General features: G+C 38.4%; 16 protein-coding genes and 1 pseudogene. 10 read left to right on the top strand and 7 right to left on the bottom strand.

Annotated features, from left to right (window positions below; genetic code table 11):
• The first annotated feature begins 374 nt into the window (after positions 1-374).
• Both FJR05_RS04150 and FJR05_RS04145 read left to right on the top strand, forming a co-directional pair.
• Positions 375-2,093: a diflavin flavoprotein gene (locus FJR05_RS04150; protein ID WP_168642933.1), complete on the top strand. Its 1,719-nt coding sequence runs from the start codon at positions 375-377 to the stop codon at positions 2,091-2,093.
• A 189-nt stretch (positions 2,094-2,282) separates the two neighbouring features.
• On the top strand, positions 2,283-3,995 hold the full coding sequence (locus FJR05_RS04145; protein WP_168642963.1) for a diflavin flavoprotein: 1,713 nt from the start codon (positions 2,283-2,285) through the stop codon (positions 3,993-3,995).
• 377 nt (positions 3,996-4,372) lie between these two features.
• Here the strand turns inward: FJR05_RS04145 and FJR05_RS04140 are convergent, their stop codons facing one another.
• Entirely contained in the window at positions 4,373-5,314 is a 942-nt protein-coding gene (locus FJR05_RS04140; RefSeq protein ID WP_168642932.1) for a DUF1186 domain-containing protein, read from the bottom strand.
• Positions 5,315-5,554: 240 nt separating this feature from the next.
• Here FJR05_RS04140 and FJR05_RS27135 point away from each other — a divergent pair, with 240 nt between their 5' ends.
• Positions 5,555-5,845 carry a cupin domain-containing protein gene (locus FJR05_RS27135; protein WP_254446706.1) on the top strand — a complete coding sequence of 97 codons (291 nt, stop codon included), beginning with the start codon at positions 5,555-5,557 and terminating at the stop codon, positions 5,843-5,845.
• Positions 5,846-5,901: 56 nt separating this feature from the next.
• Here FJR05_RS27135 and FJR05_RS04130 read toward each other — a convergent pair whose 3' ends face one another.
• The 4 genes from FJR05_RS04130 to FJR05_RS04115 form a co-directional block, all read right to left on the bottom strand.
• Complete coding sequence (locus FJR05_RS04130; RefSeq protein WP_168642931.1) at positions 5,902-7,140, bottom strand: DUF445 family protein; 1,239 nt, start codon at positions 7,138-7,140, stop codon at positions 5,902-5,904.
• A gap of 129 nt (positions 7,141-7,269) precedes the next feature.
• Entirely contained in the window at positions 7,270-7,959 is a 690-nt protein-coding gene (gene ubiE / locus FJR05_RS04125) for a bifunctional demethylmenaquinone methyltransferase/2-methoxy-6-polyprenyl-1,4-benzoquinol methylase UbiE (protein WP_168642930.1), read from the bottom strand.
• Positions 7,956-8,135, bottom strand: a complete 180-nt coding sequence (locus tag FJR05_RS04120; protein ID WP_168642929.1) for a hypothetical protein — start codon at positions 8,133-8,135, stop codon at positions 7,956-7,958. Before FJR05_RS04120 ends, ubiE begins: the two co-directional genes overlap by 4 nt.
• Positions 8,107-9,060, bottom strand: a complete 954-nt coding sequence (locus FJR05_RS04115; protein WP_168642928.1) for a response regulator — start codon at positions 9,058-9,060, stop codon at positions 8,107-8,109. The genes FJR05_RS04120 and FJR05_RS04115 overlap by 29 nt, the downstream gene beginning before the upstream one ends.
• Before the next feature lie 257 nt (positions 9,061-9,317).
• Here FJR05_RS04115 and FJR05_RS04110 point away from each other — a divergent pair, with 257 nt between their 5' ends.
• From FJR05_RS04110 to FJR05_RS04100, 3 genes are all read left to right on the top strand, one after another.
• Positions 9,318-10,394: a RuBisCO accumulation factor 1 gene (locus FJR05_RS04110; protein WP_168642927.1), complete on the top strand. Its 1,077-nt coding sequence runs from the start codon at positions 9,318-9,320 to the stop codon at positions 10,392-10,394.
• 202 nt (positions 10,395-10,596) lie between these two features.
• Complete coding sequence (locus tag FJR05_RS04105) at positions 10,597-16,680, top strand: PAS domain S-box protein (RefSeq protein ID WP_168642926.1); 6,084 nt, start codon at positions 10,597-10,599, stop codon at positions 16,678-16,680.
• A 104-nt stretch (positions 16,681-16,784) separates the two neighbouring features.
• On the top strand, positions 16,785-19,079 hold the full coding sequence (locus FJR05_RS04100; protein WP_168642925.1) for an ATP-dependent helicase: 2,295 nt from the start codon (positions 16,785-16,787) through the stop codon (positions 19,077-19,079).
• Positions 19,080-19,194: 115 nt separating this feature from the next.
• Here FJR05_RS04100 and FJR05_RS04095 read toward each other — a convergent pair whose 3' ends face one another.
• A complete protein-coding gene (locus FJR05_RS04095) occupies positions 19,195-19,788 on the bottom strand; it encodes a thylakoid membrane photosystem I accumulation factor (RefSeq protein WP_168642924.1) in 594 nt (197 codons plus the stop codon).
• 510 nt (positions 19,789-20,298) lie between these two features.
• On the opposite strand from FJR05_RS04095, the gene FJR05_RS04090 reads away from it, so the two are divergent.
• From FJR05_RS04090 to tnpA, 4 genes and pseudogenes are all read left to right on the top strand, one after another.
• Positions 20,299-21,642: a Mur ligase family protein gene (locus tag FJR05_RS04090; RefSeq protein ID WP_168642923.1), complete on the top strand. Its 1,344-nt coding sequence runs from the start codon at positions 20,299-20,301 to the stop codon at positions 21,640-21,642.
• A gap of 71 nt (positions 21,643-21,713) precedes the next feature.
• The gene (locus FJR05_RS04085; RefSeq protein WP_168642922.1) at positions 21,714-21,986 is read left to right on the top strand and encodes a hypothetical protein; all 273 of its coding nucleotides are present in this window, start codon (positions 21,714-21,716) and stop codon (positions 21,984-21,986) included.
• Between the two features lie 219 nt (positions 21,987-22,205).
• Positions 22,206-23,192 (top strand): metal ABC transporter solute-binding protein, Zn/Mn family, encoded by a 987-nt coding sequence (locus FJR05_RS04080; protein WP_168642921.1) that lies wholly within the window; start codon positions 22,206-22,208, stop codon positions 23,190-23,192.
• 279 nt (positions 23,193-23,471) lie between these two features.
• Positions 23,472-23,957, top strand: a pseudogene (gene tnpA, locus FJR05_RS04075) (IS200/IS605 family transposase).
• A 118-nt stretch (positions 23,958-24,075) separates the two neighbouring features.
• Here the strand turns inward: tnpA and FJR05_RS04070 are convergent.
• On the bottom strand, positions 24,076-25,518 hold the full coding sequence (locus FJR05_RS04070; RefSeq protein WP_168642920.1) for a phosphoglucomutase/phosphomannomutase family protein: 1,443 nt from the start codon (positions 25,516-25,518) through the stop codon (positions 24,076-24,078).
• Positions 25,519-25,647 lie beyond the last annotated feature (129 nt).

The following is a 25,647-nucleotide window of genomic DNA, read 5'->3' as shown; positions in this document are numbered from 1 at the left end:
TTATATTGACATCAATAATGTCCTTTTCCTATCCTAAAAGAAAGTTACAAAATAAATATCAAGCAATAGTAAAGTTTAAACATAAATTATAAAGATTTAAAAGTAAACTTAGTTTTATAATTAATACGGCTACAGTTAGTATACTTTATCAATAGGACACAAGTATAAATAATACTTACAAAAAACAGGGTATTGATTATTGCTGTAGTTTGTGATTTCGTAGTCTAATTTAATCTAATCTCAAGTAAAAACTGTATCTATTGTTATAACTTTAATTTTCCGAAATATATTTTTCATTACAGCTTTAAAAAAAAATAATAGCGACAATGGGGGGCAGAAGAAATGATTGTTTATTTATTTACTCTTGTGAAATAATGGTAGCTATCTCAGAGAACGTTCAGAACCGATTAACTATACAAACTGTAGAAATTGCCCCTAATACTACTGCGATTCGTTCTCTTGACTGGGATCGGGATCGTTTTGATATTGAATTTGGTTTACAAAATGGTACAACCTATAATTCATATTTGATTAGAGGTGAACAAACAGTTTTAATTGATACTTCTCACCAGAAGTTTCGTGAATTATATTTAGAAACTCTCAAGGGTTTAGTTAATCCTAAAACGATTGATTATATAATTGTTAGCCATACTGAACCTGATCATAGTGGTCTGGTAGAAGATATTTTACAGTTAGCACCAAGAGCGACTGTTTTAGCTTCTAAAGTAGCTTTACAATTTTTGGAAGGTTTGGTACATGAACCTTTTTCTAAGCGAATTGTCAAAAGTGGCGATCGCATTAAAATTGGTAAAGAACATGAAATAGAATTTGTCAGTGCGCCGAATTTACACTGGCCTGATACTATTTTTAGCTTTGATCGCAAAACCCAAGTTCTCTACACTTGTGATGCGTTCGGAATGCACTACTGTGATGATCGCACTTTCGACGAAGATTTAGAAGCAATTGAAGCTGATTTTCGCTTTTATTATGATTGTTTAATGGGACCAAATGCTCGTTCTTTGCTGAATGCAATGAAGAGAATGGGTGAACTTGGTGAAATTAAAATTATTGCCAATGGACACGGACCATTACTACATCATAATCTCGATGTTCTCACTGAATATTATCACAATTGGAGTCAAAAACAAGCAAAAACAGAAACTACTGTAGGTTTGTTTTATGTCTCTGGTTATGGACATAGCGATCGCTTAGGACACGCCATTGGTGATGGTTTGCAAAAAGCTGGTGTTGGTGTAGAAGTATTGGATTTAAACACCGCTGAAAGTCAAGAAATTCAAGAATTAGCTGGTCGAGCATCTGGTTTAATTGTAGGGATGCCTTCTACTAGTGCAATTAAAGCACAAGCCGCAATTAGTTCTTTATTAGCCGTTGCTAAAAATAAGCAAGTTGTAGGTTTATTTGAGTCCTATGGTGGCGATGATGAACCGATTGATACTCTCAGACGCAAATTTATTGATTTAGGTATTAAGGAAGCTTTCCCAGCTATTCGTATTAAAGAAACTCCCACAGATTCCACCTGTAAACAATTTATAGAAGCTGGCAATGCTTTGGGACAATTATTAGTCCGGGAACGCAATATTAAACAAATCAAATCTCTCGACGTGAACATGGAAAAAGCGTTGGGAAGAATTAGCAATGGTTTGTATATTGTCACTGCCAAAAAAGGTGATATTAGCGGCGCAATGATCGCTTCTTGGGTAACACAAGCCAGTTTACAGCCTTTAGGTTTTACGATTGCTGTAGCCAAAGATCGCGCTTTAGATAGTTTATTGCACGTAGGCGATCGCTTTGTTCTTAATGTTTTGGAAGAAGGCAACTATCAAGACCTGAAAAAGCATTTTCTCAAACGTTTAAATCCCGGTGCTGATAGATTTGCAGACGTAAAAACCCAAACTGCTAAAAACGGTTCACCCATTCTTACCGACGCACTCGCATACATGGAATGTGAAGTTGTTAATAGTATGGAATGTAGTGATCACTGGATTTTATACTGCACAGTTGAAGATGGCAAAGTTTCCAAACCTGATGGAATTACCGCAGTTCGTCATCGCAAAGTAGGGAATTACTATTAAGAGGAGTTCAGGAGTTCAGAAGAAAGAAGAATATAATTCTCCCTGCTCCTCTGCACCCCTGCACCCCATTACCTAATTATTAACTAACCATCTTTCATAATAACTATGACACTTCCAGATTCATTTTCTAATGCAGTTGCATCAGCTAAAAATTGGGTTTCTCAAGTTTTTTCAACCCAACAAGTATCCATGAGCGATTCCAGACCCAGGGACGTACAAATACTACCAATTGCTACTAACACAAAAGTAATGCGATCGCGTAGTAAGTCCCGGTTGCGGTTTGAAATTGAATATGCTTTAGAACGGGGAACTACTTCTAATAGCTATTTAATAGAAGCCGATAAAACTGCATTAACAGACGCTCCCGCAGAAGGATTTACAGAAATTTATCTGGAAGCATTACAGAAAACTATTAATGTGCAAAAGTTGGATTATGTAATTTTGGGACATTTTAACCCCAATCGTATTCCTACTTTAAAAGCAATTTTAGCGATCGCACCACAAATTACCTTTGTTTGTTCTCTTCCCGCTGCGAATAATTTACGCGCTGCTTTCACCGACCAAGATATCAAAGTTCTCGTCATGCGGGGGAAAGAAACCCTCGATTTAGGTAAAGGTCATATCTTAAAATTCTTACCTACACCCAGTCCCCGCTGGCCAGAAGCACTTTGTACTTATGACCAACAAACCCAAATTCTCTTTACAGATAAGCTATTTGGCGCTCACATCTGTGGAGAAGAAGTATTTGATGATCATTGGGAAACTTTCAAAGAAGACCAACGTTATTACTTTAATTGCCTCATGGCTCCCCATGCAACTCATGTGGAATCAGCTTTGGAGAAAATCTCCGATTTACAGGTAAGAATGTATGCTGTCGGTCATGGACCATTAGTACGCACCAGTTTAATCGAACTAACTAAATCCTACGGTGAATGGAGTCGCGCTCAAAAAGATCGAGAAATATCCGTAGCACTTCTTTACGCTTCCGCCTATGGTAACACTGCCACCTTAGCACAAGCAATGGCGTTAGGATTAACCAAAGGTGGCGTTGCGGTGAAATCTGTCAACTGTGAATTTGCTTCCGCTGACGAAATCCGCACCAGCTTAGAACAAGCAGACGGTTTTATCATTGGTACTCCCACCATTGGTGGACACGCACCTACGCCTATTCACACCGCATTAGGTATCGTCCTCTCTACAGGAGACAACACCAAACCTGCGGGAGTATTTGGTTCTTACGGTTGGAGTGGTGAAGCTTTAGACTTGGTAGAATGCAAACTCCGAGACGCTGGTTATCGCTTCGGTTTTGATACCTTGAAAGTCAAATTTAAACCAGATGAAGTCACTCTCAAATATTGCGAAGAAGTCGGTACAGACTTTGCTCAAAGTTTGCGAAAAGCCAAGAAAGTGCGCGTTCCCCAACAAGCTGCAACCCCCACAGAACAAGCTGTAGGTCGAATTATTGGTTCTGTCTGTGTCATCGCCGCCAAACAAGGAGAATTTTCGACAGGCATGATGGGGGCTTGGGTATCTCAGGCTACATTTAATCCACCGGGAATTACTGTAGCGATCGCCAAAGAGCGAGCCGTCGAATCACTATTATATCCTGGTGGTAAATTTGTCCTCAATATTCTCCCTGAAGGTATTCATGTGGAATACATGAAACATTTCCGCAAAAGTTTTAAACCTGGAGAAAACAGATTTGCTAACTTCCCCACAGCAGAAGCTGATAATGGTTGTACCATTTTAACAGAAGCTTGTGCATATCTAGAATGTCTAGTGCAGCAGCGCCTAGAATGTGGTGATCATTGGGTAATCTATGCAACCGTAGACAACGGTAAATTACTCAAACCGGATGCTATGACTGCTATTAACCACCGAAAAACAGGTTCATATTATTAAAGAATATACCGTTTCACTTTAATATTGTAAAACCTGTAGGGGCGGGGAAACCCCGCCCTTAATTGGTGTTTCTAAAAATCTGTTGTAGGGTGCGCCAGACGGCATAAATACTGCAAATAACCAGATTGTTGATATCTGACGTGGTTGGTGAGCTTGCCGAACCACACCTTAGAGGGTGTTTGAAAAGTCCCTCATGGTGTATCAAATATTTTTAGATCCCCCTAAATCCCCCTTAAAAAGGGGGACTTTGACTCTAGTTCCCCCCTTGCTAAGGGGGGTTAGGGGGGATCTGTAAGTGCCTAAAATCACAACCTAAAACTTTTCAAACATCCTCTTACTAATGTGCCAGTTGCGTAAGTCCTGACTCCCTTGGGAAATTATTTTTTCTTAGAACGATTTTTCTTTCGAGACTCTTTCTGCATTTTTTTCTTTTTATTAGCTTTAGCTTTATCTGTATTTGTTCTTAAGAAACCATCACTTCTTTCCAAAGCAATGGGGGAAATATAGTTTTTATTTGATGACTTAAAGTTTTCTAATAGCGACGACATATCCCTTTTATTATCTGTATTAGCTCGAAAACAAGCCCAACGTTCCATTTCTGATACAGTATCATCAATCCAAGAATAACGTTGATTCTTTTTCAGTTTAGCTAAGGCAGCTTCTACACCCCTTTCAATAACATCATTTACATTCTCTTGACTTATAAACCACCTATCAATTACATCCTGTTCATAAAGTTTGTCAATATGATGCTTTAATTCAATAGGACAAATATCCGTACTATTAATTACTAAATGAGTCCAAATCAAGGAATCATCAGGTTCATTAGTAAATTTAGTTGTAAAAAGTTCCTCATAATATTGAATAACCTGCTCTCTAGGAAGAATACCTTGAACAACGAGAACAACTAATGATTGTAGAGCCGCATCTCTCACATATTCATTAGCTTCTTGATTTTCTATTAGTTGCTTAATTGGCTCAATATTTCCATGACAAACACAAGCCAGAATTCTTGCTAAATCTTCAGTGACTACATCTCCAGCAAAATCTACTGCGATATCACCAGGAATTGAAAAAAAGTCAATAATTAGCGGATAAGCTTTAGCCTCCCTAAACTGTGCTAATAAATATAGAGCATAAAGATGCAAAATATATGCTTCTTCTTCAAATAATTCTTCCAGATTATTTTTGCATTCTTCCAAAGTTGCTAACAACAAAGGAGTAATAGCTTCCTGTTCTTCAATAGCTCTCTCCAAAGCTAGACGAGGAAATACTCCAGTATTGTTTTTTAGTTCCGATAAAATTTCTTCTAACTGCATATCAAATATTGGGTTGACTAAAAACAGGCCGTGCCTATGCTTCCGCGAAAAGCATAAAGTACATAGTATACCATTTTTGCTTGATTTATTATAAATGAAATAATGTAGCTATAGTTACTCCCTCAAGATAGAAAACACGGAATAACGTATTGACTAGCAAGAAATTCGGAATTTGCTGATATTTTTTTAAATCTTACAAAAGTTAAATTTCTTTAAGTTCCGTAATTTCCACAAAGACAATTGTTAAATATTAGTTTAATCTCAAATTATGAAGGTATAAGCCGTCGAAATTTATTAACTAGATTGCCAGATACTTCGGAAGCGATTAATTATATAGTATCTTTTTCTCCCATGAATCCCAAATATACAAAAATTAACTTTCCTCTGTGGCAATATTTAAACCAGCCATTATTTAGTCATCATATTCAAATCATCTGGAATCCCCAAAGGTTTGCTATACTTTGGCACATTCAACTTTTAGAACAATGCTGGAGGAAAAATTGTGCCTCTAAGGGTAAACAACAATCTTGATTTGTCAGTTGTCAGTTGTCAGTAGAAATCACCAATTACCAATTACCCATTACCCATTACATAGATTGACTCAAAAATAAAAATCCTACTTGTAACAAACCAACAACAAAACCTAAAATACCACCCAAAGTGACAATTGCTTGTAATTCATTTCTGACAATTCCCTCAATTGCATCTTCTAACTCGGCCGGAGGAGTAGCCTTTACCCGTTCTACAATTACTTGATCTATAGATAAAACAGGAATTGCTTGAGCGACAATCACCTCTAAATCTTTTTCTAGATACTTTTCTAAAATTAATGCCAAATCCCGTGCCACAACTTCTAAAGAAGTGTTAACAACTGGTGAACTACTTAAACGATTTAGTAAAACAATAGAAATCCTTTCCCAGTCAGCCGATTCCGTTAATTCCTTGAGCAAATCACTACCACTATTTTGTAGATATTGACGCACACTATCTCTAATCGTTTTTCGCAGTTGACGCACTGTACCAACGGGGAGATTTTGTAAAGATAAATTTTGTAACAATTCCTTAATGCGATCGCGCATTTTTAAATCTTTAATTAATTCTTGTAGTCTTTTATTAGTTGGTTCTTTTTCATCTAAGCAAAATGTCCGCAACCGAGTCAGCGTATTCTTTAACCCAAACAAATTTGCAACTACCCAATAAGTACCGCTAGTTTTTTCTCGAAAACTTTCATCAATAGTTTGAATTGTCCTATCTGTTAAAAAATCAATAATAATTTGTCGCAATCTATCTGGAGGTAAAACTATCTCTAATAACCAATCAGCCAACCGGATAGATTGTTCATCGCTAAGTTGAAATTCCAGTAACACTTTATCAAATATCTGGTTAATTTGCGTTTCCAAAAATGTTTCTTGTCGCGCTAAAACCTTTAAAAGCCGGGGTAAGGATTCACCTAATAAATCACGTAAAATTCCCGCTAAAATCTTAGTGCTGCGAGGGTTCTTATCACCTTTAACTTGATCAACAACCAAACGTAATAACCAGAAAATTCCCCCTTGTAGCCGTTCAGTTTCCAGCAGTCTCCGCGCCAGATTTTGCATTTCTTCTGGTGTGAGGAGCGATTTCATAATCGCATTAGCGATATTTTGTCCTAACCGTTCCTGATTACTAGGAATTAAACCAGGAGTAAACGGTAATTTTTGTCCAAAAATATAAACTGCTTTATAGGGACGAAATAACATCTTTATGGCTATATCGTTGGTATAATAGCCAATTAGTCCACCCAGAAGTGGGGGAGATACATATAATAAAACTCTAGACAAATCCACAGGCTTTTGGATTAGGTAATGGGGAATGGGTAATAGGTAATGGGTAATAGGGAATAGGGAATAGGGAATAGGGAATAGGTAGAGAAGAGGGTAATCACCAATCACCAATTACCAATCACCAATTACCAATCACCTAATTACTACTAATACTCCCATCATACCGTTAGCAATGGGATAGTGTGTGACATCCATAAAACCAACTTGAAGCGCTAACTCTATTTGCTCTTTCCCAGTGGGAAAGCGGTCTAAACTAGGGCTAATATAAGCATATTCGTCTTTTAAACCTAGATTAGTGGCTATGGGAACTACCAGATTATCCAAATACCACTGTTGCACAGCACGGTACTGTTGATTGTCGGGACGATGAAAGTCTAAAATTGCGGCTTTTGCACCTGGTTTGAGAACACGGTGTATTTCTTTGAGACTACCAGGAATATCTTTAACATTTCTTAATCCATAACCCATCGTGGCTGTATCAAAATAATTATCATCAAAAGGTAAATTTAATACATCTGCTTCTATCCAATTAATAGGAGGTTGGGGATAGTAATTTTTGCAGCGTTCTTGAGCAGTATTTAATAAGTTAGCAGAAAAATCTACTCCATAAACTTTGCCTGTCATCCCTATATGACGTGCTAACCGAAAGGTTAAATCCCCGCTACCGCAACATAAATCTAAACCAATATCACCGGGTTTAGCTGCGCTCCATTTGACTGTCATTTCTTTCCAAATGCGGTGTTGTCCCAAGCTTAACTGATCGTTAAGTTGGTCATAAACGGGAGCAATACGATTAAATATAGCGCGGACTTCGTTACTCATTTATTAAGGGAATTGGTAATTGGTAATTGGTAATTGGTAATTGGTAATTGGTAATTGGTAATTTTCTTCTTTATTCTCCCTTCTCCCTTCTCCCTTCTCCATTCTTCCTCCTGACTCCTGACTCCTGACTCCTGACTCCTTCTTCTATCATTCTTCCAAACAAGAACAATTACCAACCAAAAAAATCGCTATTAATTCTACTGATAAATGAATCAGTTTGAGTTCATGTTCTTGTAAAGTGTATGGTTTTTGCCACTGGATTGATAATATTCCTAAGATTTTACTGCGATGGCTAATGGGAATTACTAGATGTGCTTTGACATTATGATCTTGATAGTAACTAATGCTATTTAAATTAGGATCTTCAGGTATATTTAGACAGAGTTGAATTTGTTTGGTAGCGATCGCTTGTTGAGTCAATTGATCTTGTTCTAACCAATTTTCTATAGTTCCCGTCTCACTGTAAACGCCTTGGGTCTTACTGAAGGTGTTTTGCTCTATTAGCTGTAAAATACAGCCATTGGCGGCTAAAGTCTCAGCAATGACTTGAGCTATAGGGTTGAGGGCATCTTTTACAGAACGGCCGGCTTGAGTTAGCTCTACTAAGACATTTAACAAATCCATTTGTCCGTGAGCGCAGCGTAATTTATCTGTACGCTGTTTGATCACATCATAGCTTTCTGCGGCTCTTTGGACTACAGCTTTTAATTCTCCTGGGTCCCAGGGTTTGGTGATATATTTATACACTTGCCCGGAATTAATTGCTTCTACCAAATCTTCAATATCGGTAAAACCAGTCAAAATTATTCGCACTGTATCAGGAAATTGTGGTAGAGTCCGACTAAGAAATTCCGTACCTTTCATTTCCGGCATCCGTTGATCGGAAATAATTACTGCTACCTCTCCCTCATGTTCTAGCAATTGTAAGGCTTTGACTCCACTATCAGCCTTTAGTACCTGAAAATCACGGCGAAATGTCCGATAAAGTAGGTCTAAATTATCTGGTTCATCGTCCACAACTAGGATTTTGAGTTTTTTGGCACTTTCAGAGGTTGTGCGTTGACTGCGAATTTGGTTAGACTCAAGATTGGGGTTATCCATAAATAAATATAGTCATGTTAACTGCTGTTTTGTTATATTTTCTATCTGTATGATGTTAATAATAGCACTGAAGACTCAAGTGAGATGCAAATTTTTTTGATACACTAATTATACAACTATATATCTCACTTATTTTTTATGACTATTTTTATGAGTAATAAGTCAAAATACACATAAGAGAAGAAGATAGTTTCCCAACTTTATATTTCTTCACGCTCATCAAACAGTATTCACTTTTTAAGACGCACCTTTTAATTATGACCGAAATACAGCCCAATTTGCCAAATCCTGACCAAGAAACAGCCACAGAATTATTAGTTAAGCTGAGACAAAAACAGGGAACTTGGGTGGAATGGGGACAAGCGATCGCTTATCTACAAAAAAACGGTTACAATCCCCAAGACATTTTTGAAGCCACTGGATTTGAACCGATTCAACAAAATCAGGTAATTGTTGGCTCTCAAGTTTACAATTCTATGGAAAAATGTGGCTCATCATCGGCAACATTGGCATATTATAGCACCAAGAGTAGTGATGTGTTATATGAATTGCGTGGACTAACCCAAGAAGATCGAGCCACCACTGCGGATTTGACCTATCAATATAAACTTGATGCCGATGTAGTCAGGGATATAGCCAAAGCAGTTAAAGATTATTCTTGGTTTCCTAGTTTACCAGAAGGTTTTAGTAAACATCCAGGAGATGCGATCGCTTATCAATCTTGGAAATATGCTAAACAAAAATCTGACTTATCCGAGCGATCGCGCTTAATTGCCAAAGGCTTACGCTTTGCTCACTCCGAAACAGCTAGAAAACAACTAGAACAACTGTTAATGGATTTCAGCGTTACTCCTAAAGTAGCGCCGCCGATTTTGCCATTTTATCGTCTAGAAATTGACGAAGATTTACCCCGAATTTTACCAGTTGTAGGAGAATTGCCATTAACTCCACAGGAATTAAAAGCCGTACCCTTTATTACGGAAATTCAACCATTTCGGATGGTTAAATTTGCTGGAGAACAAGCTTGGGTAGCCTTACCGGGTTGGAAAGTGCTACTAAATGCCGAAGATCCGGTGGTCGTTATTGGTAACAGTGATATTTTCCCTAATCCCCATCAAAACAAGGTTGAACCGATCATGATCGTTATTGATCGCGCTCAACGCGAATGGGATATTTCTAATTACTTTGTGTTTGAAAACGGCGATAGTATTGACTTTCAATGGTTTGAAACTGCACCAGCAATTCCCCTCTTAGGAAAAATGATTGTCTTGGTTCGTCCGAAGAAAGTCCTTGATGAAGAATATACCAAGGATGCTTGGCAGATTGATGAATGAGTTTGGAGGAGTCAGCACTTCGACTTCGCTCAGTGACCAGTCAGAAGGAAGAAGAAAATTACCAATAACAACTGACAACTGACAACTGACCAATGACAACTGACCAATAACTAATGTGTGATGTGAGACATATCCTAGAACTTTTTTTTGTGATAGACATAAAGTCTCAATGTATTTGCTTGCTTTATGGTTCAATCCAGCCATGACTAACATCCCTAGTCCAATTGATACTGACCTTGATAAATTGTCGGCAACTATTTTGATTGTGGACGGTTCGGAAATGGATCGGGCCACATATTCCCAGTATCTTCATTCTGATGTAACTACTAGGTATCAAATTTTAGAAGCCGAAACTGTCCAGGAAGCTCTAGAAATTCGGAAATTTCACGATCTTGATGTGGTCTTGATAGATTTTAATTTGCCCGATGAAAATGGCTGGAAGTTACTAGAAGCTATGGGTAAAGACTATTTAGCAAAACTACCTGTGATCATCCTAATAGGAAAAGAGGATGAAAAGATGGCGGTGAGTGCCATAAAAAAAGGGGCAATGGACTATTTGATCAAACAGGATATTACGGATATTTCCTTATGTCACAGGATTGATAGTTTACTTAATGTCACGGCACTTAATCGTAAAGTCACGAAGTTGCAAGATCAAGAAGCTCTAATTGCTATTCAACAGGCAGAACTCTATAAAAATCTGCAAACTCTGAATGCTTGTTTAGAACATACAGTAGAGGAACGCACCAGAGAATTAGCAGCCAGTGAGCAAAAATTCCGAGCCATTTTCAATAATACTTTTCAGTTTACAGGACTGCTGACAACCGCCGGAATTTTACTAGAAGCCAATCAGACAGCTTTAATTTTTGGTGGAATCCAATTAGAAGATGTAGTCAATCGGCCATTCTGGGAAACTTATTGGTGGACAAATTCTCCAGAAAATCAGGACAAGTTAAAGCAAGCGATCGCCCGTGCTGCCCAAGGGGAATTTATTCGCTATGAAGTGGATGTATTGGGATCTGGGAATCAGATAGCCACCATAGACTTTTCACTACGTCCTCTGAAAGATGAATCAGAGCAGGTGATCATGATGATTGCAGAGGGACGAGATATCACTGATAAAAATCATCTTGAACGTGAATACAAACAGGCTGTAGAAGCTCTTGTAGCCTCAGAAGCTGAACTGCGTGGACTGTTCAATGCAATGGTTGATGTGATTTTGGTGCTAGATCAACAGGGACGTTATCTGAAAATTGCTCCCACTAAAACAGATAACTTTTATCAACCGGTGGAAGATTCGATTGGCAAAACAGTCCATGAGGTTTTACCCACTCACCTGGCAGATATGTGTGTGAGTGTGATTGGGCAAACCTTAGCGACACAGCAAACCTCAGAGTGTGAATACCAGTTACAGATTAACAACCAAATAGTTTGGTTTAGTGCTAAAGTTTCACCCATTTCCGAACAAATTGTAATTTGGGCAGCAAGAGACATCACCGCAGCTAAACGCAGCGAAATTATTTATCAACAGGTAGAACAGGCACTTGAGGAAAACCAAATTCTCTTGCAACTGATCATGGACACCCTGCCTCTAGCCGTCTTTTGGAAAGACTGCAATAGTCGTTATTTAGGCTGCAACAAGCAACTAATGTTAGATGCTGGGCTATCCCTGATTGAAGAAATTGTTGGCAAGACAGATTTTGATATGCCCTGGCAAGAACAAGCGCCACTTTATCAGGCAGATGATCGCATCGTCATCACATCAGGTCAACCTAAGTTGAATATTGAAGAACCCTTTACAAAAAGTGACAATATTCCTAGATGGTTACGCACTAACAAAATGCCGCTAAAAACTCCTAATGGTGAGATTATCGGTATTCTTGCCAGCTATGAAGATATTACAGAACAAAAAGAAATAGAGAGAGCATTAAAAGCCAGTGAACAACGCTATGCCGCCCTGGTAGCATCAGCCCCGGTAGGTATTTATCGCACTGACGCAGCAGGTAATTGTGTGTATGTTAATAATCAATGGTGTGAGAATACTAGCTTGACACCTGAAGAAGCCAGGGGGGAAGGCTGGAAAAAAGCCCTACATCTAGAAGATCGAGATTTGGTTGAGACTCAATGGGATAATTTGGTGCAAACAGGTGAAATTTTTAGTTTAGAATATCGCTATGTGCGACCTGACGGGGAAGAAACTTGGGTATTTGGGCAAGCCGTTCCCGAAAAAGACTCCGCAGGCATGGTGACAGGATATGTAGGGACAATTACTAATATTAGTAGTCGCAAACAAGCAGAATCAGCACTGCGGCGTAGCGAACAGCTTTATAGCACCTTAATCAGTAATTTTCCTAATGGTGCAGTTTTACTTTTTGACCATGACCTGAGATACATTGTAGCGGGGGGTTTAGGACTCGCTGATTCGGGTTTAAGTAAACAGCAATTAGAAGGGAAAACAATTTGGGAAGTTTTTTCAACCGAAGTATGTGAGATCATTGCCCCTAGCTTTCGACAAGCATTGGATGGCCAAACTAATATCACGGAAGTTTCTTATGGCGATCGCATCTATATAACCTATTATCTGCCTGTAAGAGATGACCAGGGTAAGGTGATTGCAGGTATGATCATGTCCCAGGACATCACTGAACGCAAGCAGTATGAAAATGCACTTAAGGAAAGCGAAGAGAAATTTCGGCAGTTTGCAGAGAACAGTGTGGGAGTAATATTGTTGCGTCAGATTGATTCTGGGAAATTACTCTATGTTAACCCTGCATACGAACAAATTTGGCAGCAACCCTGCGAGAGCTTGTATGAAAATCCTGATTCCTGGATGACTTTTATCCATCCTGATGATCGTGAACGCATGAATATCGCCTATAAAACCACTCATAACTCAGGATTCTTGAATGAAGAATACCGGATTATGCGATCTGATGGCACAATTCGCTGGATCTGGGGACGGTGCTTTCCCATCAGAGATAGTTCTGGGAAAATTTACCGTATTGGTGCTATTGCTGAGGATATTACTAAACGCAAAGCAACAGAACAGGAGCGCGATAGCCTACTACAAGTTTTAGAGCAGCAAAATCAGACTTTGGAAGCCCAAGTCGCCCAACGCACCATAGAATTACAACAAAGCAAAGAACACTTCCGTAACCTTGTAGAAACTTCTAGTGATTGGATTTGGGAAGTTAATGAAGATGGAATTTACACCTACAGCAGTCCCCAAATTATCAACATTTTGGGCTATTTCCCCGCAGAAGTTTTGGGTAAAAGTCCCTTTGACTTTATGCCACCGGAAGAAGCCGCCAGAGTATTCCAGGAGGTTAGTAAATTTGCATCAGTGCAAGCTCCGTTTCAATGTTTAGAAAATATTAATCTCCATAAAGATGGCAGACTGATTACCTTAGAAACCAGCGCCGCCCCCATTATTGATGAAGATGGACAATTTCGCGGCTATCGAGGCATGGATCGAGATGTTACCGTCCGCAAACAAATCGAAATTACCCTCCGTGACAGCGAAGAGTTTAACCGCAGCATCTTTGAAAACAACGCCGATTGCCTGAAAATTTTAGACCCTGATGGCAACATTATTTCCATGAATCAGGCCGGATTAACCTTGATGGAAATTGATGATCCCTCCCAGGTGCTGGGCAAACAATGGATACAATATTGGACAGAACCGGATCAATCACTGGCAATTCAAGCATTAGAAACCGCAAAAAGCGGACAGGTGAGCCATTTTCAAGGATTTTCTCCCACCCATAAGGGCATCCCCAAATGGTGGGATATTTTAGTCGCGCCTGTGTTTGATTTACATGGAAATATCCTGCGTTTAATTACCACTGCTCGTGATATTACAGCCAATAAACAGGCAGAAGAACAACTCCATAACCTCTCAGATCGGTTTAATTTGGCGATTAAGTCCGGTCAAATAGGCATCTGGGACTGGGATATTATTAATAACAATGTTATCTGGGATGAGCGAATGTACGAACTCTATGGGATGACCCCTTCAGAGTTTGTCCATACTTATGAGATATGGAAAACAAGTTTGCACCCCGATGATGCTCTGTCTACTTACATTGCTATTGAACAAGCGATCGCCGGTACAAAAGATTTTGATACTGAATACAGAATTATCTGGGCTGATGGCACAATCAAATTTATCAAAGCCTATGCAATTGTCCAGCGTGATAGTGAGGGAAAAGCACAACGGATGATCGGTATTAACTTTGATATTAGCGATCGCAAAAAATCAGAAGCCAAATTACAAGCAGCAGAAATACAACTGCGTAGCCTTTCAGATCGCCTCAAATTAGCAGTAAAATCGGCAAAAATGGGCATTTGGGATTTTGATTTAATAAACGACTCCCTGGTGTGGGATGAGAGAATGTATACAATATTCGGTGTCTCTGCTGTCAATTTTGATCCCAGTCAGGGAGCTTGGGCAAAATTTGAACAATTTGTTTATCCCTATGATAGAGTAGCTCTTCGTGAGGCCACTCAACAAGTCATTGCCAATAAACAAGAACTAGATGTTGAATTCAGAATTGTCCTCCGCAATGGTGTCATTCGCATCATCAAAGGACATGGAGTTGTTCAATACAATTCCCAAGGACAACCCCAACGGATGATCGGCATTAACTACGATATTACCAATCGCCGACGCGAAGAATTACAAAATAAACGCCTTAAAGACCGCCTAGAATTTGTTCTTGCCGCCAGTCCAGCCATTATTTATACCTGTCAAGCCAGTGGAAACTACGAAACAACCTTCATCAGCAAAAACGTCCAGAACGTTTTAGGCTATACAAAAGAAACATGGTTAGCAGAACCGAATTTCTGGATCAATCATATTCACCCAGACGACTTACCCCAGGTTTTGGCTCGGCTATCTGATCTGCAAGCACAAGAACATCATCCATCCCAATATCGCTTTCTCCATCAAGATGGTAGTTATTATTGGCTAGAGGATGAATTTCGTCTAGTGCGGGATGACATGGGAAGAATTACCGAAATAATTGGCTATATTGTGGATATTAGCCAACGCAAACAGGCAGAAACCCAACTCCAAGAGACAAATCAACAACTTGCTGCTTCCAATGAACAACTCACCCGTGCTACCCGTCTCAAAGATGAGTTTCTGGCCAATATGAGTCACGAACTTCGCACCCCCCTGAATGCCATCCTGGGGATCTCAGAAGGGTTGCAAGATCAGGTATTTGGCGTGATTAATGAGCGACAACGCCAAAGTTTACAAACTATTGAGCGCAGCGGTACTCACTTGTTAGAACTGATTAATGACATTCTGGATTTGTCGAAAATTGAAGCGGGGCAAATACAATTGGACTGTACTTCCATAAGTATTAATCAACTTTGCCAATCCAGTCTAGCTTTTATTAAACAGCAAGCTTTCCAAAAACAAATTCAGCTTCATGTGAAGATTCAACCTCATTTACCAACCCTAATAGGCGACGAACGGCGGATTCGACAAGTTTTGATTAACTTACTCAATAATGCGGTCAAATTTACTTTAGAAGGGGGAGCTATTACCCTAGTGGTTACACAGAAGGAACATCCCCCAGAATCAAAAATTACACATCCGCAAGATTTTATCAGAATTGCTGTCATTGACACAGGTATCGGTATTGCCCCGGAAAATATCTCTAAACTATTTCAATCTTTTGTACAAATTGATAGTTCTTTGAGCCGTAAATATACTGGAACTGGTTTGGGGCTTTCTCTCGTTAAGCGGATTGTGGAAATGCACGGTGGACAAGTGGACGTAAGCAGTGAGATAGGTGTGGGGAGTAGTTTTTTTGTTGATTTACCTTGTGCTAATATCCCTACTTCTTCTTCTCAATCTGTAAACCCATCCCCAGGTAATTTTGTCACCACTTTTAATGATACGGTCAAGAAAAATATAGTGATTTTATTGGCAGAAGATAATAAAAGTAATGTTCTGACTTTCTCTAGCTATTTAGAGGCTAAAGGATACCAAGTGATTTCCGCAAAAGATGGATTGGAAGCTATCGAACTAACTAAATCTCATCGTCCTGATTTAATTTTGATGGATATTCAAATGCCAGAAATGGATGGTTTAGAAGCTATCAGACAAATTCGGTTAAATCCAGATTTAGCAACTTTACCCATTATTGCTCTCACAGCTTTAGTTATGCCCGGTGATAGAGAAAAATGTTTAGCCGCAGGGGCAAATGAATATCTCTCTAAACCTCTTAAACTCAAGAACTTGGTAAATACTATTCAACAGCTTTTGAATTAGAGGAGTCAGGAGTTCGGAGTTCGGAGTTCGGAGTTCGGAGTTCGGAGGAAGAAGAATAGTTTTCACCAATGCCCCATGCCCCATGCCCAATTACCAATTAACTTATGCCAGATTCTCCAATTATTGCCGAAGTATCAGCGCTAACTAAATTAAAAGAGAATATCGCTGTTATTCGCGCCCAATTGCGCCCAGGGCAAACGCAAATGGCGGATTGGCAAGGGGGACCATTGGCGGTGTCTGCTGTGCCTGGGGCGGGCAAATCTACGGGGATGGCGGCAGCAGCAGCGATCGCCATTGCTCGTCAATATGAGTATTATTTAAATACAGGCAATCAGGATTATAAACAGTTAATTGTTGTTACTTTTACCCGTTCTGCCACTGCTAATATTAAACTTAAAATTCGGGAAAACTTAAAGAAATTATCTTTACCACAAACAGGATTTGCTGTTTATACTTTGCATGGTTTAGCTTTAATTATCGCTAGTCGTCATCCTCATTTATCGGGATTACAATTAGAAAATGCGACTTTAATCACGCCAAATCAAAGTCATAAATTCATCCGCACAGCAGTAGAACAATGGATTACTAATTATCCAGAAATTTATCTACGCTTACTTGCAGGAAATCAATTTGATGGAGAAGAAACCGAAAAACTCCGTCGTCAATCGGTGCTACGAACGGAAATATTACCAGATTTAGCTTATACGGTGATTCATGAAGCCAAAAGTTCGGGAATATCACCAGCAGATTTATTAAAGTGGAGTGAACAAACTCATAATAAATATGACATTTTAAGAATAGCCGCTGGATTATATGAACAATATCAAAAAATCATGCAGTTGCAGGATTTTATTGATTACGATGATATGATATTGGGGGCTTTAAAAGTTCTGCGAAATCCTAGCACCTGCCGCATTGAACAAAATAAAGTTTTTGCTGTTTTTGAAGACGAAGCTCAAGATTCTAGTCCATTACAAACCGATTTATTAGAAATACTGGCTAGTCAAGAATATGCAGATAATTTAGATAAATCAGCTTTGAATTTAATTAGAGTTGGTGATCCTAATCAAGCCATTAATTCTACGTTTACACCTGCTGACCCAATTTATTTTCGAGAATTTTGCGAAGATTGTCAAATTCAAGATAGACTGGCCGAAATGGATCAAGCTGGGCGCAGTACGCAAATAATTATTGATGCAGCTAACTTTGCTTTAGAATGGGTCAATAATCAAGATTTTGCCAAAATTCAACATAGACAAGCACCATTTAGAAATCAGAAAATTCAACCAGTTAATCAAGAAAATGGCAATCCTGAACCTGTGGGACAAGGTTTAGAAATTCATATCCCTAGAGATATTCATCATACAGTTGAATTACTTTCCCAAAGAGTAATTGAGTTATTTACAGAAAATCCCCAAGCTTGTGCAGCGATATTAGTCAGAGAAAATCGCCAAGGACGATGGTTAGGTGCGGCTTTAGCACCAATATGTGAACAACATAAAATTAAACTTTATGATGTGGGAGAAAAAGAACGCCGTTCTCATGTTCCTCAAGAAATTCTATCATTATTACAGTTTTGCGATCGCCCCCATTCCCCCGATTATCTCAAAGCTACCTTAGAAGTCCTTGTCGAACGGCAATTAATTCCTACCCAAGACATTAACACTCTAGCTAGTTTACCTGAAGAATTTCTATATCCAGGTCCTTTAGCCACACCTCAAACAGAAATAGTCCAAAAAGCCGCTCATCTTTGTCGGAGTCTACTCAGGGCTTATTTAGAATTACCATTTTATCAAATAATTTCTTTTTTCGCCTTATCTTTAAAATATGATCAAGCCGAATTAGCAACCGCTGACAAACTTGCAGAACGGGTAAATCTGCAAATTTTTGGTAATAGTTCTATGGGGGCAATGATCTCAACTTTAAGTGAAATTGTCAATTCCGAAAGATTTGAATCTGTAGAACCAGAAAATGTAGAAGCACAATACACCAAAGCCGGACAATTAACAATTATCACCATGCACAAAGCCAAAGGGCTAGACTGGGATTATGTATTTTTGCCTTTTCTCCATGAAAATTTAATTCCTGGACGATTTTGGATTCCCCCCCAAGGACAATTTTTAGGTGATTTTACTTTATCAGAAGTTGCCCGCGCCCAAATTCGTGCCGGACTTCACAAAAAACCTATACCAGATATTAAGCAAGCGTGGGAAGAATCAAAATACCTGAAAATTGCCGAAGAATACCGATTACTTTATGTTGCCATGACTAGAGCCAAAAGACTATTATGGATGTCTGCGGCTCAAAAAGCGCCTTTTACTTGGAATAAACCGGAGAATTTACAAACATCAGCCCCTTGTCCAGTTTTTACAGCTTTAAAACGCCAATTTTCTCGGTGATATAATGTATACTCAAAACGGTTGGCACATAGACTTTTATAAAATCACGAAAACCTAATATTTGTAGGGGTTTAGCACTGCTAAACCCCTACCCTAAACCCCTACTTGTGCTATTCTATTGGTCTTCTAACTGACTGCTGAATTCTTTAGGTGAACGTCGTTTTAACTCGACTGACTCAGTGCGGGGTAATAAATCAAATATTTCTCTCAATTTATCGTCTATTTCCTCAAAAGGTACTTGACCTTTTTTATTCAAGATTACCTTACCTGACTGGTCAAAAACTACAACTTGAGGAACACTTCCTCCATAGTAATATCCCGGTTCTGTGGGTTGATAGGTCTTGTCAGCTAAAAGAGTATCAACGCTGATAGGAATTATTTCCGTTGCGCGACCATAGAATGCTTGCATCTCGGAAACAACTGGGGCATATTTTTTGCAATCGCTACTATCATCAATGTAGAATGTTACTATGGCTGGTTTATGTTCTGCTAATGTCTGTGCTAGTGTTTCTTTGGAGGGAACGAGAGAACCATTACCAGCATAAATTACAAAAATATTGCCATCATATCGATCATCTTTAATACCTGCTAAAGCTGGCTGCATACTAATTACGAATAAGCAAACAAGCAGCAATAAGCATTTCGACACTAACCGTTGCCAATTAGTAATTATTTGAGTTTGTGAAAAAAGCCACTTTATGCTATTCATTAACAGAAACCTTGTCTTTGCTACTATTTTTTGTGAGTTTGTGCTGAACTGATGTTAACTGGTTTGGATAATAATCATACGCACGCACTATTTTTTAAGATAACCTTTACATGGTATTTTCAGAGAAAAAATTATTTGTTAGTTAGGGCTTGCTGAAGAAAGCTAAAACCGGATTTTCGGCTTTGGAAATAACTTATTGAGTAGAGTGCGTCAGATAAAGGAAATCTGTTTTTTACTAACTTATCGGGTCTGACGCACCCTACAAGAGATAAAATACACATTGCATATTCAAGAAACTTTGTCAATGTGTAAGCCTTATGAGTTAAACTTATACCAAGTTAAGATGAAACTCTATAGAATCAGATTTCCAGAGTAATTGACCGCAGATAAACGCAGATAAACGCAGATAAAGACGGATGAATTTATGGATTTTATGATTCTGTGCAGCTTCACATAAAGTTGGGATTACGGGTTAAAATTCTTTTTGCAATTATAGGTTATTTATAAATCATGACTCTGGGTAAGAAAATAAAGGTTATAGATAGACTCCGCTTGGGTTTTGCGGTATCAATGGCTAAAAGTGTGACGTTTTTGGTGCGGTCATTGCGTCTTGGTGCTGCTAGTGTTTTACCAGGTTCGATTGCGCGACGGATAGAACCTCGGATTTTGGAGTTATTGAGTCAGCAGGTTAAAAATGGGATAATTCTCATTGCGGGGACGAATGGGAAAACTACTACGGCGTTACTGTTATGCACTATTTTAGAACGGAATGGTTTTTGTGTTGCCCATAATTCTACGGGTGCAAATCTGGAAAATGGGTTAGCAACAGCTTTGATAGACAATGCTAGTTTGTTAGGAAATCTGAATGTAGATTATGCAATTTTGGAGGTTGATGAAAATATAGTTCCCAAGGTTTTAAAACCATTACAACCGCGAATTATTCTCTGTTTGAATCTATTCCGTGACCAGTTGGATAGATATGGGGAAGTGGATAGTATTAGTAAGCGGTGGACTAAGGTGATTGCTACTTTACCACCAACAACTGTAGTTATTCCCAATGCTGATGATCCGACTTTATCCTATTTGGGTCAACAGTTACCCCAAAAGGTGTTATTTTTTGGTTTAAATGAGCCTGAAAATTATTTAGAAGCTATTCCTCATGCTGTTGATTCTATTTATTGTCCTAGCTGTGGTCATGCTTTAGATTATCAAGGGGTTTATTTGTCCCATTTGGGAGATTTTACTTGTCCTAGTTGTGGTTTTACTAAAAGTAAACCTGCTTTATTAAGTCAGGAATGGCCACAAATTCTTGTGGGTTTGTACAACAAATATAATACTTTAGCCGCAGCTACAGCAGCGCAAGCATTAGGAGTTGATGAGGTGAATATTAGGGATGGAATTAATAATTTTCAAGCTGCTTTTGGTCGTGCGGAAGATTTAGTGATTGACGGTAAACGGGTGCGGATTCTATTATCAAAAAACCCTGTAGGAACAAATGAAACTATTCGTGTCGTCACTCAAAGTACCGATAAAACTACTTTATTGGTTTTGAATGATAGGACTCCCGATGGTACTGATGTATCATGGATTTGGGATGTGGATACAGAAAAGTTGGTAGCAAGGGGTGGAACGTTGATTGTGAGTGGCGATCGCGTGTATGATATGGCTTTACGTCTGCGTTATAGTCAGGAGTCTCTGGACAGTGACATCAATCTGATTGTAGAGTCAAATTTGCACCAAGCGATCGCTACTGCTCTAGAGCATACACCAGCAAATGAAACTTTACACATTCTCCCCACCTATTCAGCCATGCTGGAAGTGCGAGAAGTATTAACTGGTAGGAAAATTCTCTAACAACTGACCACTGACCACTGACAACTAACAACTAACAACTGACAACTGACAGAACTGTTTATATGTGAATTATGAAAATAGTCAAACTGATTTTGCTGGCTTTTCCTATGTTTTTCGCATCTCTGCTATTGGTAGTTAACCCAGCACACGCTTCCCAATTCAAACCTACATCTGCTGTGCAAATAATTGTGGTTTCATCTACTCAAGCAAATCTTGATCTAGCTTCACCGCAAATAAATAGCATCACACATTCTGTAATAGAACAAACTGGTTGCAGTTGTACTAATTGTGTTCAAGCTAATTTACAAAAATTACAAGGTAAGTTACCTATGGTGGGAATTTAAGAAATTAGAATAACCAATGTTTTAGGGACACAGCGAGTCTGTGTCTTTATTACTTTATATATAGCGCTTCTCGATTGATAAATATAGAAAAACCCCACCCCCAACCCCCTCCCCGCAAGCGAGGAGGGGACTAAGATGTAATTGAGAAATGCTATAATTCTCAAAATTAGAAGGTTTCAATTCTAGACTTTTGAATATATTCATTAATTACAATAAATTATGTCAGCAAAAGAACTATCTTCACATTTATTGAAAACTACCATTTTAGGTGTAATGGTGGGTTTATTTGGATGCGGAAATAAAACTATTAATACAACATATAATACCACCAATAATAATATTAATAATAATTTGCCCTTTGTCGTAGCAACTAATAGCGTAATTTGCGATTTAACAAAACAAGTTGCTGAAGATACAATTAATCTGATTTGTTTAATTCCTCCTGGGATGAATCCTATAAATTATAAACCCATGCCAGAAGATAATCAAGCTATTAAAAATGCTAATTTAGTATTATATCATGGTTATAACTTTGAACCAGGGTTAATTAAAATTATTGAAGAGATTAAAAAGCCTAAATTAAAAATTGCCGTTGCTAAAACTATGGGTGTAAATTTCATCAAAATTAGAAAAAACGGTAAACAAATTGTTGAACCTCATGTTTGGCATAATCCAAATAATACCATCAAAATAGTCAAAGTAATTAATAGTAGTTTAATTAAACTAGCACCAAAAAATAAAAATATCTATAATAAAAACACAAAAAGAGTTACCCAAGAAATCAATCAAATCAATAATTGGATTAAAGGGAGATTAGCTAGTATTCCCGATAAAAATCGAAAATTAATTACAACAAATTCAGCAATGATTTATTATGTCAAAGCTTATGATATTCCCTATTCAGTCAATTTAGATAATGTCAAAAATATAGGAAAATTGACAGATACAAAAATCAGAAATTTGGCTAAGGATATTCAAAAAGCTAAAGTACCAACAATTTTTGCAGATACAAATACCAATTCCAATTTACTCGTACCTGTAGCGACAGCAGCGAAAGTAAAAGTTTCTCAAAAACCACTTTATATTGACGGACTAGGTGAACCAGGAAGTGACGGCGAAACCTATCAAAAAATGATGACAACTAATACAAGAATCATTGTAGAAGGATTGGGAGGAACATATTTAAAATTTCCGGTGAGAAAATAATTGCTGATACTTGAAAATTGTTATCTACTCATCACCAAAACCTGATAAAATACCCAAACAACATCTTAAAAATTAGTCAGTTTCAACCAAATCATCACCAAAACCTGACAAAATACTCAAACAACATCTTAAAAATTAGTCGGTTTCAACCGACTTTAGCTATAAGACAGGGAATTTATTCCCTGGATAAACTGGATAAACTGGATAAACGTATTCCTGGATAAACTGGATAAACGTATTTCCTGAATCAATAAACTCCTGATTATTTCAAAATCAATTATGGCTTTGTGGAGATTGTATTATCATATTATTTGGGCTACTAAAAAACGCGAACCTTTGATAACCAATGATATAGAACAGAAATTATATGGTTATTTAATTGGTAAAGCCGATTATTTAGGTTGTATAATTCATGCCATTGGTGGAATTGAAGATCATATTCATTTAGTGGTTTCCATTCCTCCTAAATTATCTATTGCTGAATTCGTGAAAACCTTAAAAGGCAGTAGTGCTTATCATTATAATCATTCTTTAAGTGATGGACAACAAAAATTTAGTTGGCAGGAAGGATATGGTATATTTCTTTAGGAGGTAAACAATTACCAGAAGCTATTAATTATGTAAATAATCAAAAAATACATCATTTGTAGGGAACGACAATTCCATTATTAGAACAAGAAACTGATTTAGATAAACCTCCGCAAACTGCAAAAACATCAGTTAAAAATAAGCGAATAGCCGGGGAATAAATTTCCCGTTTCATAGTTAAATCAATAGCCGGGGAATAAATTCCCCGTCTTATAGTTAAATCAATAGCCGGGGAATAAATTCCCCGTCTTATAGCTAAAGTCGGTTAAAACCGACTAGAAATTACAGTTATCAATTAATTTGATTCTGCCCAGGTTTTTGCCCAATCTAGAGTTTTATGAACTTCTTCCAGAGTTGCGGCTTCACAATAAAGACGTAAAACTGGTTCAGTGCCGCTAAATCTAATCATTAACCAACTTTGATCAGCTAGTCGGAATTTATAACCATCAATTGTTTGACAACCAATGACTTCTTTACCCGCAATTTCCGTCAAAAGTTGGGATTGTAAAAGGTCTAATAGTCGCCCTCTGACTTCCATATTTGCTAAAGGTAAATCAATGCGATCATAGCTGGATGAAAAACCAGTTTGTTGTTGTAAATAGCGATAATATTCACCTAAATCCAAACCAGATTCTACCACAGCTTCTAATACATACAGTGCCGATAATAAAGCATCGCGTTCGGGAATATGGCTACCATAACCAATGCCACCGGATTCTTCACCACCTAATAGTACCTGGGTAGCTAACATTCGGTCAGCAATGTATTTATAACCTACTGCTGTTTCATGGATAGAAAGGTGATGTAATGCGGCTACACGGGGCATTAAGTCCGAACCACTGACAGTTTTGACGATTTCGCCCTGAAAGTTGCGGCGCAGGGTGAGGTGGTCAATTAAGATGGGGATTAGGATCTGGGAACTGAGGAAATTAGCATCTTGATCTACGGCGGCAATGCGATCGCAATCTCCATCAAATACCAAACCCACAGTTAAACCGGTTTTATGGGTTTGCCGATGAGTTTTCATAACTGTAAATAGTCGGGAAAGATACTTTGGTAAAGGTTCAGGCGCACCACCTTCAAATAGAGGATCACGATCGCTATTAATTTCCTTAACTTGTTCCCCTAATAATCGTGCTAATCCTCCAGCCGCTGCCCCGTGCATGACATCCACAAATATTGTTAACTTGCCAGTTGCGATCGCTTCTTTAATTTTGTGAATATCAACTTTAGCGGCTAATGCTTGACAATAACTCGGCCAAGGATCAAAGGTTTTTTCCTTACCTGGAATCGCTGCTGGGGCAACTTTTTCTGATAATAAAGCCTCTATCTCTTGAGTAACTTCCGGTGGTACTGAACCACCAAAAGCACTTTTAACTTTTAATCCTAAATATGCGCCAGGATTATGACTAGCTGTGACAACTAATGCCCCTAAAGCCTTGAGTTCTTTAGCCGCCCAACTGTAAGCCGGAGTGGGGGCAAAGGTTTCGCTAAACAGGACATCAAAACCAACTGCGGTGACGGCATTGGCAACCACACGGGCAAACTCTTCTGCCATAAATCGGCGATCATAACCGATAATAATCGTTCGGCTACCCACTTCAGAAAAGTAAGTATTATGTAAAACTTTGGCTGCTACGGTTGCGACTAATGCCAAGCGTTCAAAGGTAAACTCCTCACCTATCACACCCCTCCAACCATCTGTACCAAACTTGATTGGGTTAGTTACAACTGACATAAAAATATCCTAAATTTCTCACTGAGAATTTTAACATTAGTCAGTTCTTAACAGGTGACAAAGCGGTTGAAGATGAGATGTGGCAACATTCAGGCTCTATCTAGTGTGTTAATTCTGTGAATCCTTTAC

The organism is Dolichospermum sp. UHCC 0259, from assembly GCF_009711935.1.
GTDB lineage: Bacteria > Cyanobacteriota > Cyanobacteriia > Cyanobacteriales > Nostocaceae > Dolichospermum.
This window is presented reverse-complemented; position numbering and strand designations above follow the sequence as displayed.

Excerpts from the sequence above, each read along its gene's own strand:
- FJR05_RS04150 (WP_168642933.1), top strand. The coding sequence starts at position 375 with ATGGTAGCTATCTCAGAGAACGTTCAGAACCGATTAACTATACAAACT.
- FJR05_RS04145 (WP_168642963.1), top strand. The coding sequence starts at position 2,283 with ATGAGCGATTCCAGACCCAGGGACGTACAAATACTACCAATTGCTACT.
- FJR05_RS04140 (WP_168642932.1), bottom strand. The coding sequence starts at position 5,314 with ATGCAGTTAGAAGAAATTTTATCGGAACTAAAAAACAATACTGGAGTA.
- ubiE (WP_168642930.1), bottom strand. The coding sequence starts at position 7,959 with ATGAGTAACGAAGTCCGCGCTATATTTAATCGTATTGCTCCCGTTTAT.
- FJR05_RS04115 (WP_168642928.1), bottom strand. The coding sequence starts at position 9,060 with ATGGATAACCCCAATCTTGAGTCTAACCAAATTCGCAGTCAACGCACA.
- FJR05_RS04110 (WP_168642927.1), top strand. The coding sequence starts at position 9,318 with ATGACCGAAATACAGCCCAATTTGCCAAATCCTGACCAAGAAACAGCC.
- FJR05_RS04105 (WP_168642926.1), top strand. The coding sequence starts at position 10,597 with ATGACTAACATCCCTAGTCCAATTGATACTGACCTTGATAAATTGTCG.
- FJR05_RS04100 (WP_168642925.1), top strand. The coding sequence starts at position 16,785 with ATGCCAGATTCTCCAATTATTGCCGAAGTATCAGCGCTAACTAAATTA.
- FJR05_RS04095 (WP_168642924.1), bottom strand. The coding sequence starts at position 19,788 with ATGAATAGCATAAAGTGGCTTTTTTCACAAACTCAAATAATTACTAAT.
- FJR05_RS04090 (WP_168642923.1), top strand. The coding sequence starts at position 20,299 with ATGACTCTGGGTAAGAAAATAAAGGTTATAGATAGACTCCGCTTGGGT.
- FJR05_RS04085 (WP_168642922.1), top strand. The coding sequence starts at position 21,714 with ATGAAAATAGTCAAACTGATTTTGCTGGCTTTTCCTATGTTTTTCGCA.
- FJR05_RS04080 (WP_168642921.1), top strand. The coding sequence starts at position 22,206 with ATGTCAGCAAAAGAACTATCTTCACATTTATTGAAAACTACCATTTTA.
- FJR05_RS04070 (WP_168642920.1), bottom strand. The coding sequence starts at position 25,518 with ATGTCAGTTGTAACTAACCCAATCAAGTTTGGTACAGATGGTTGGAGG.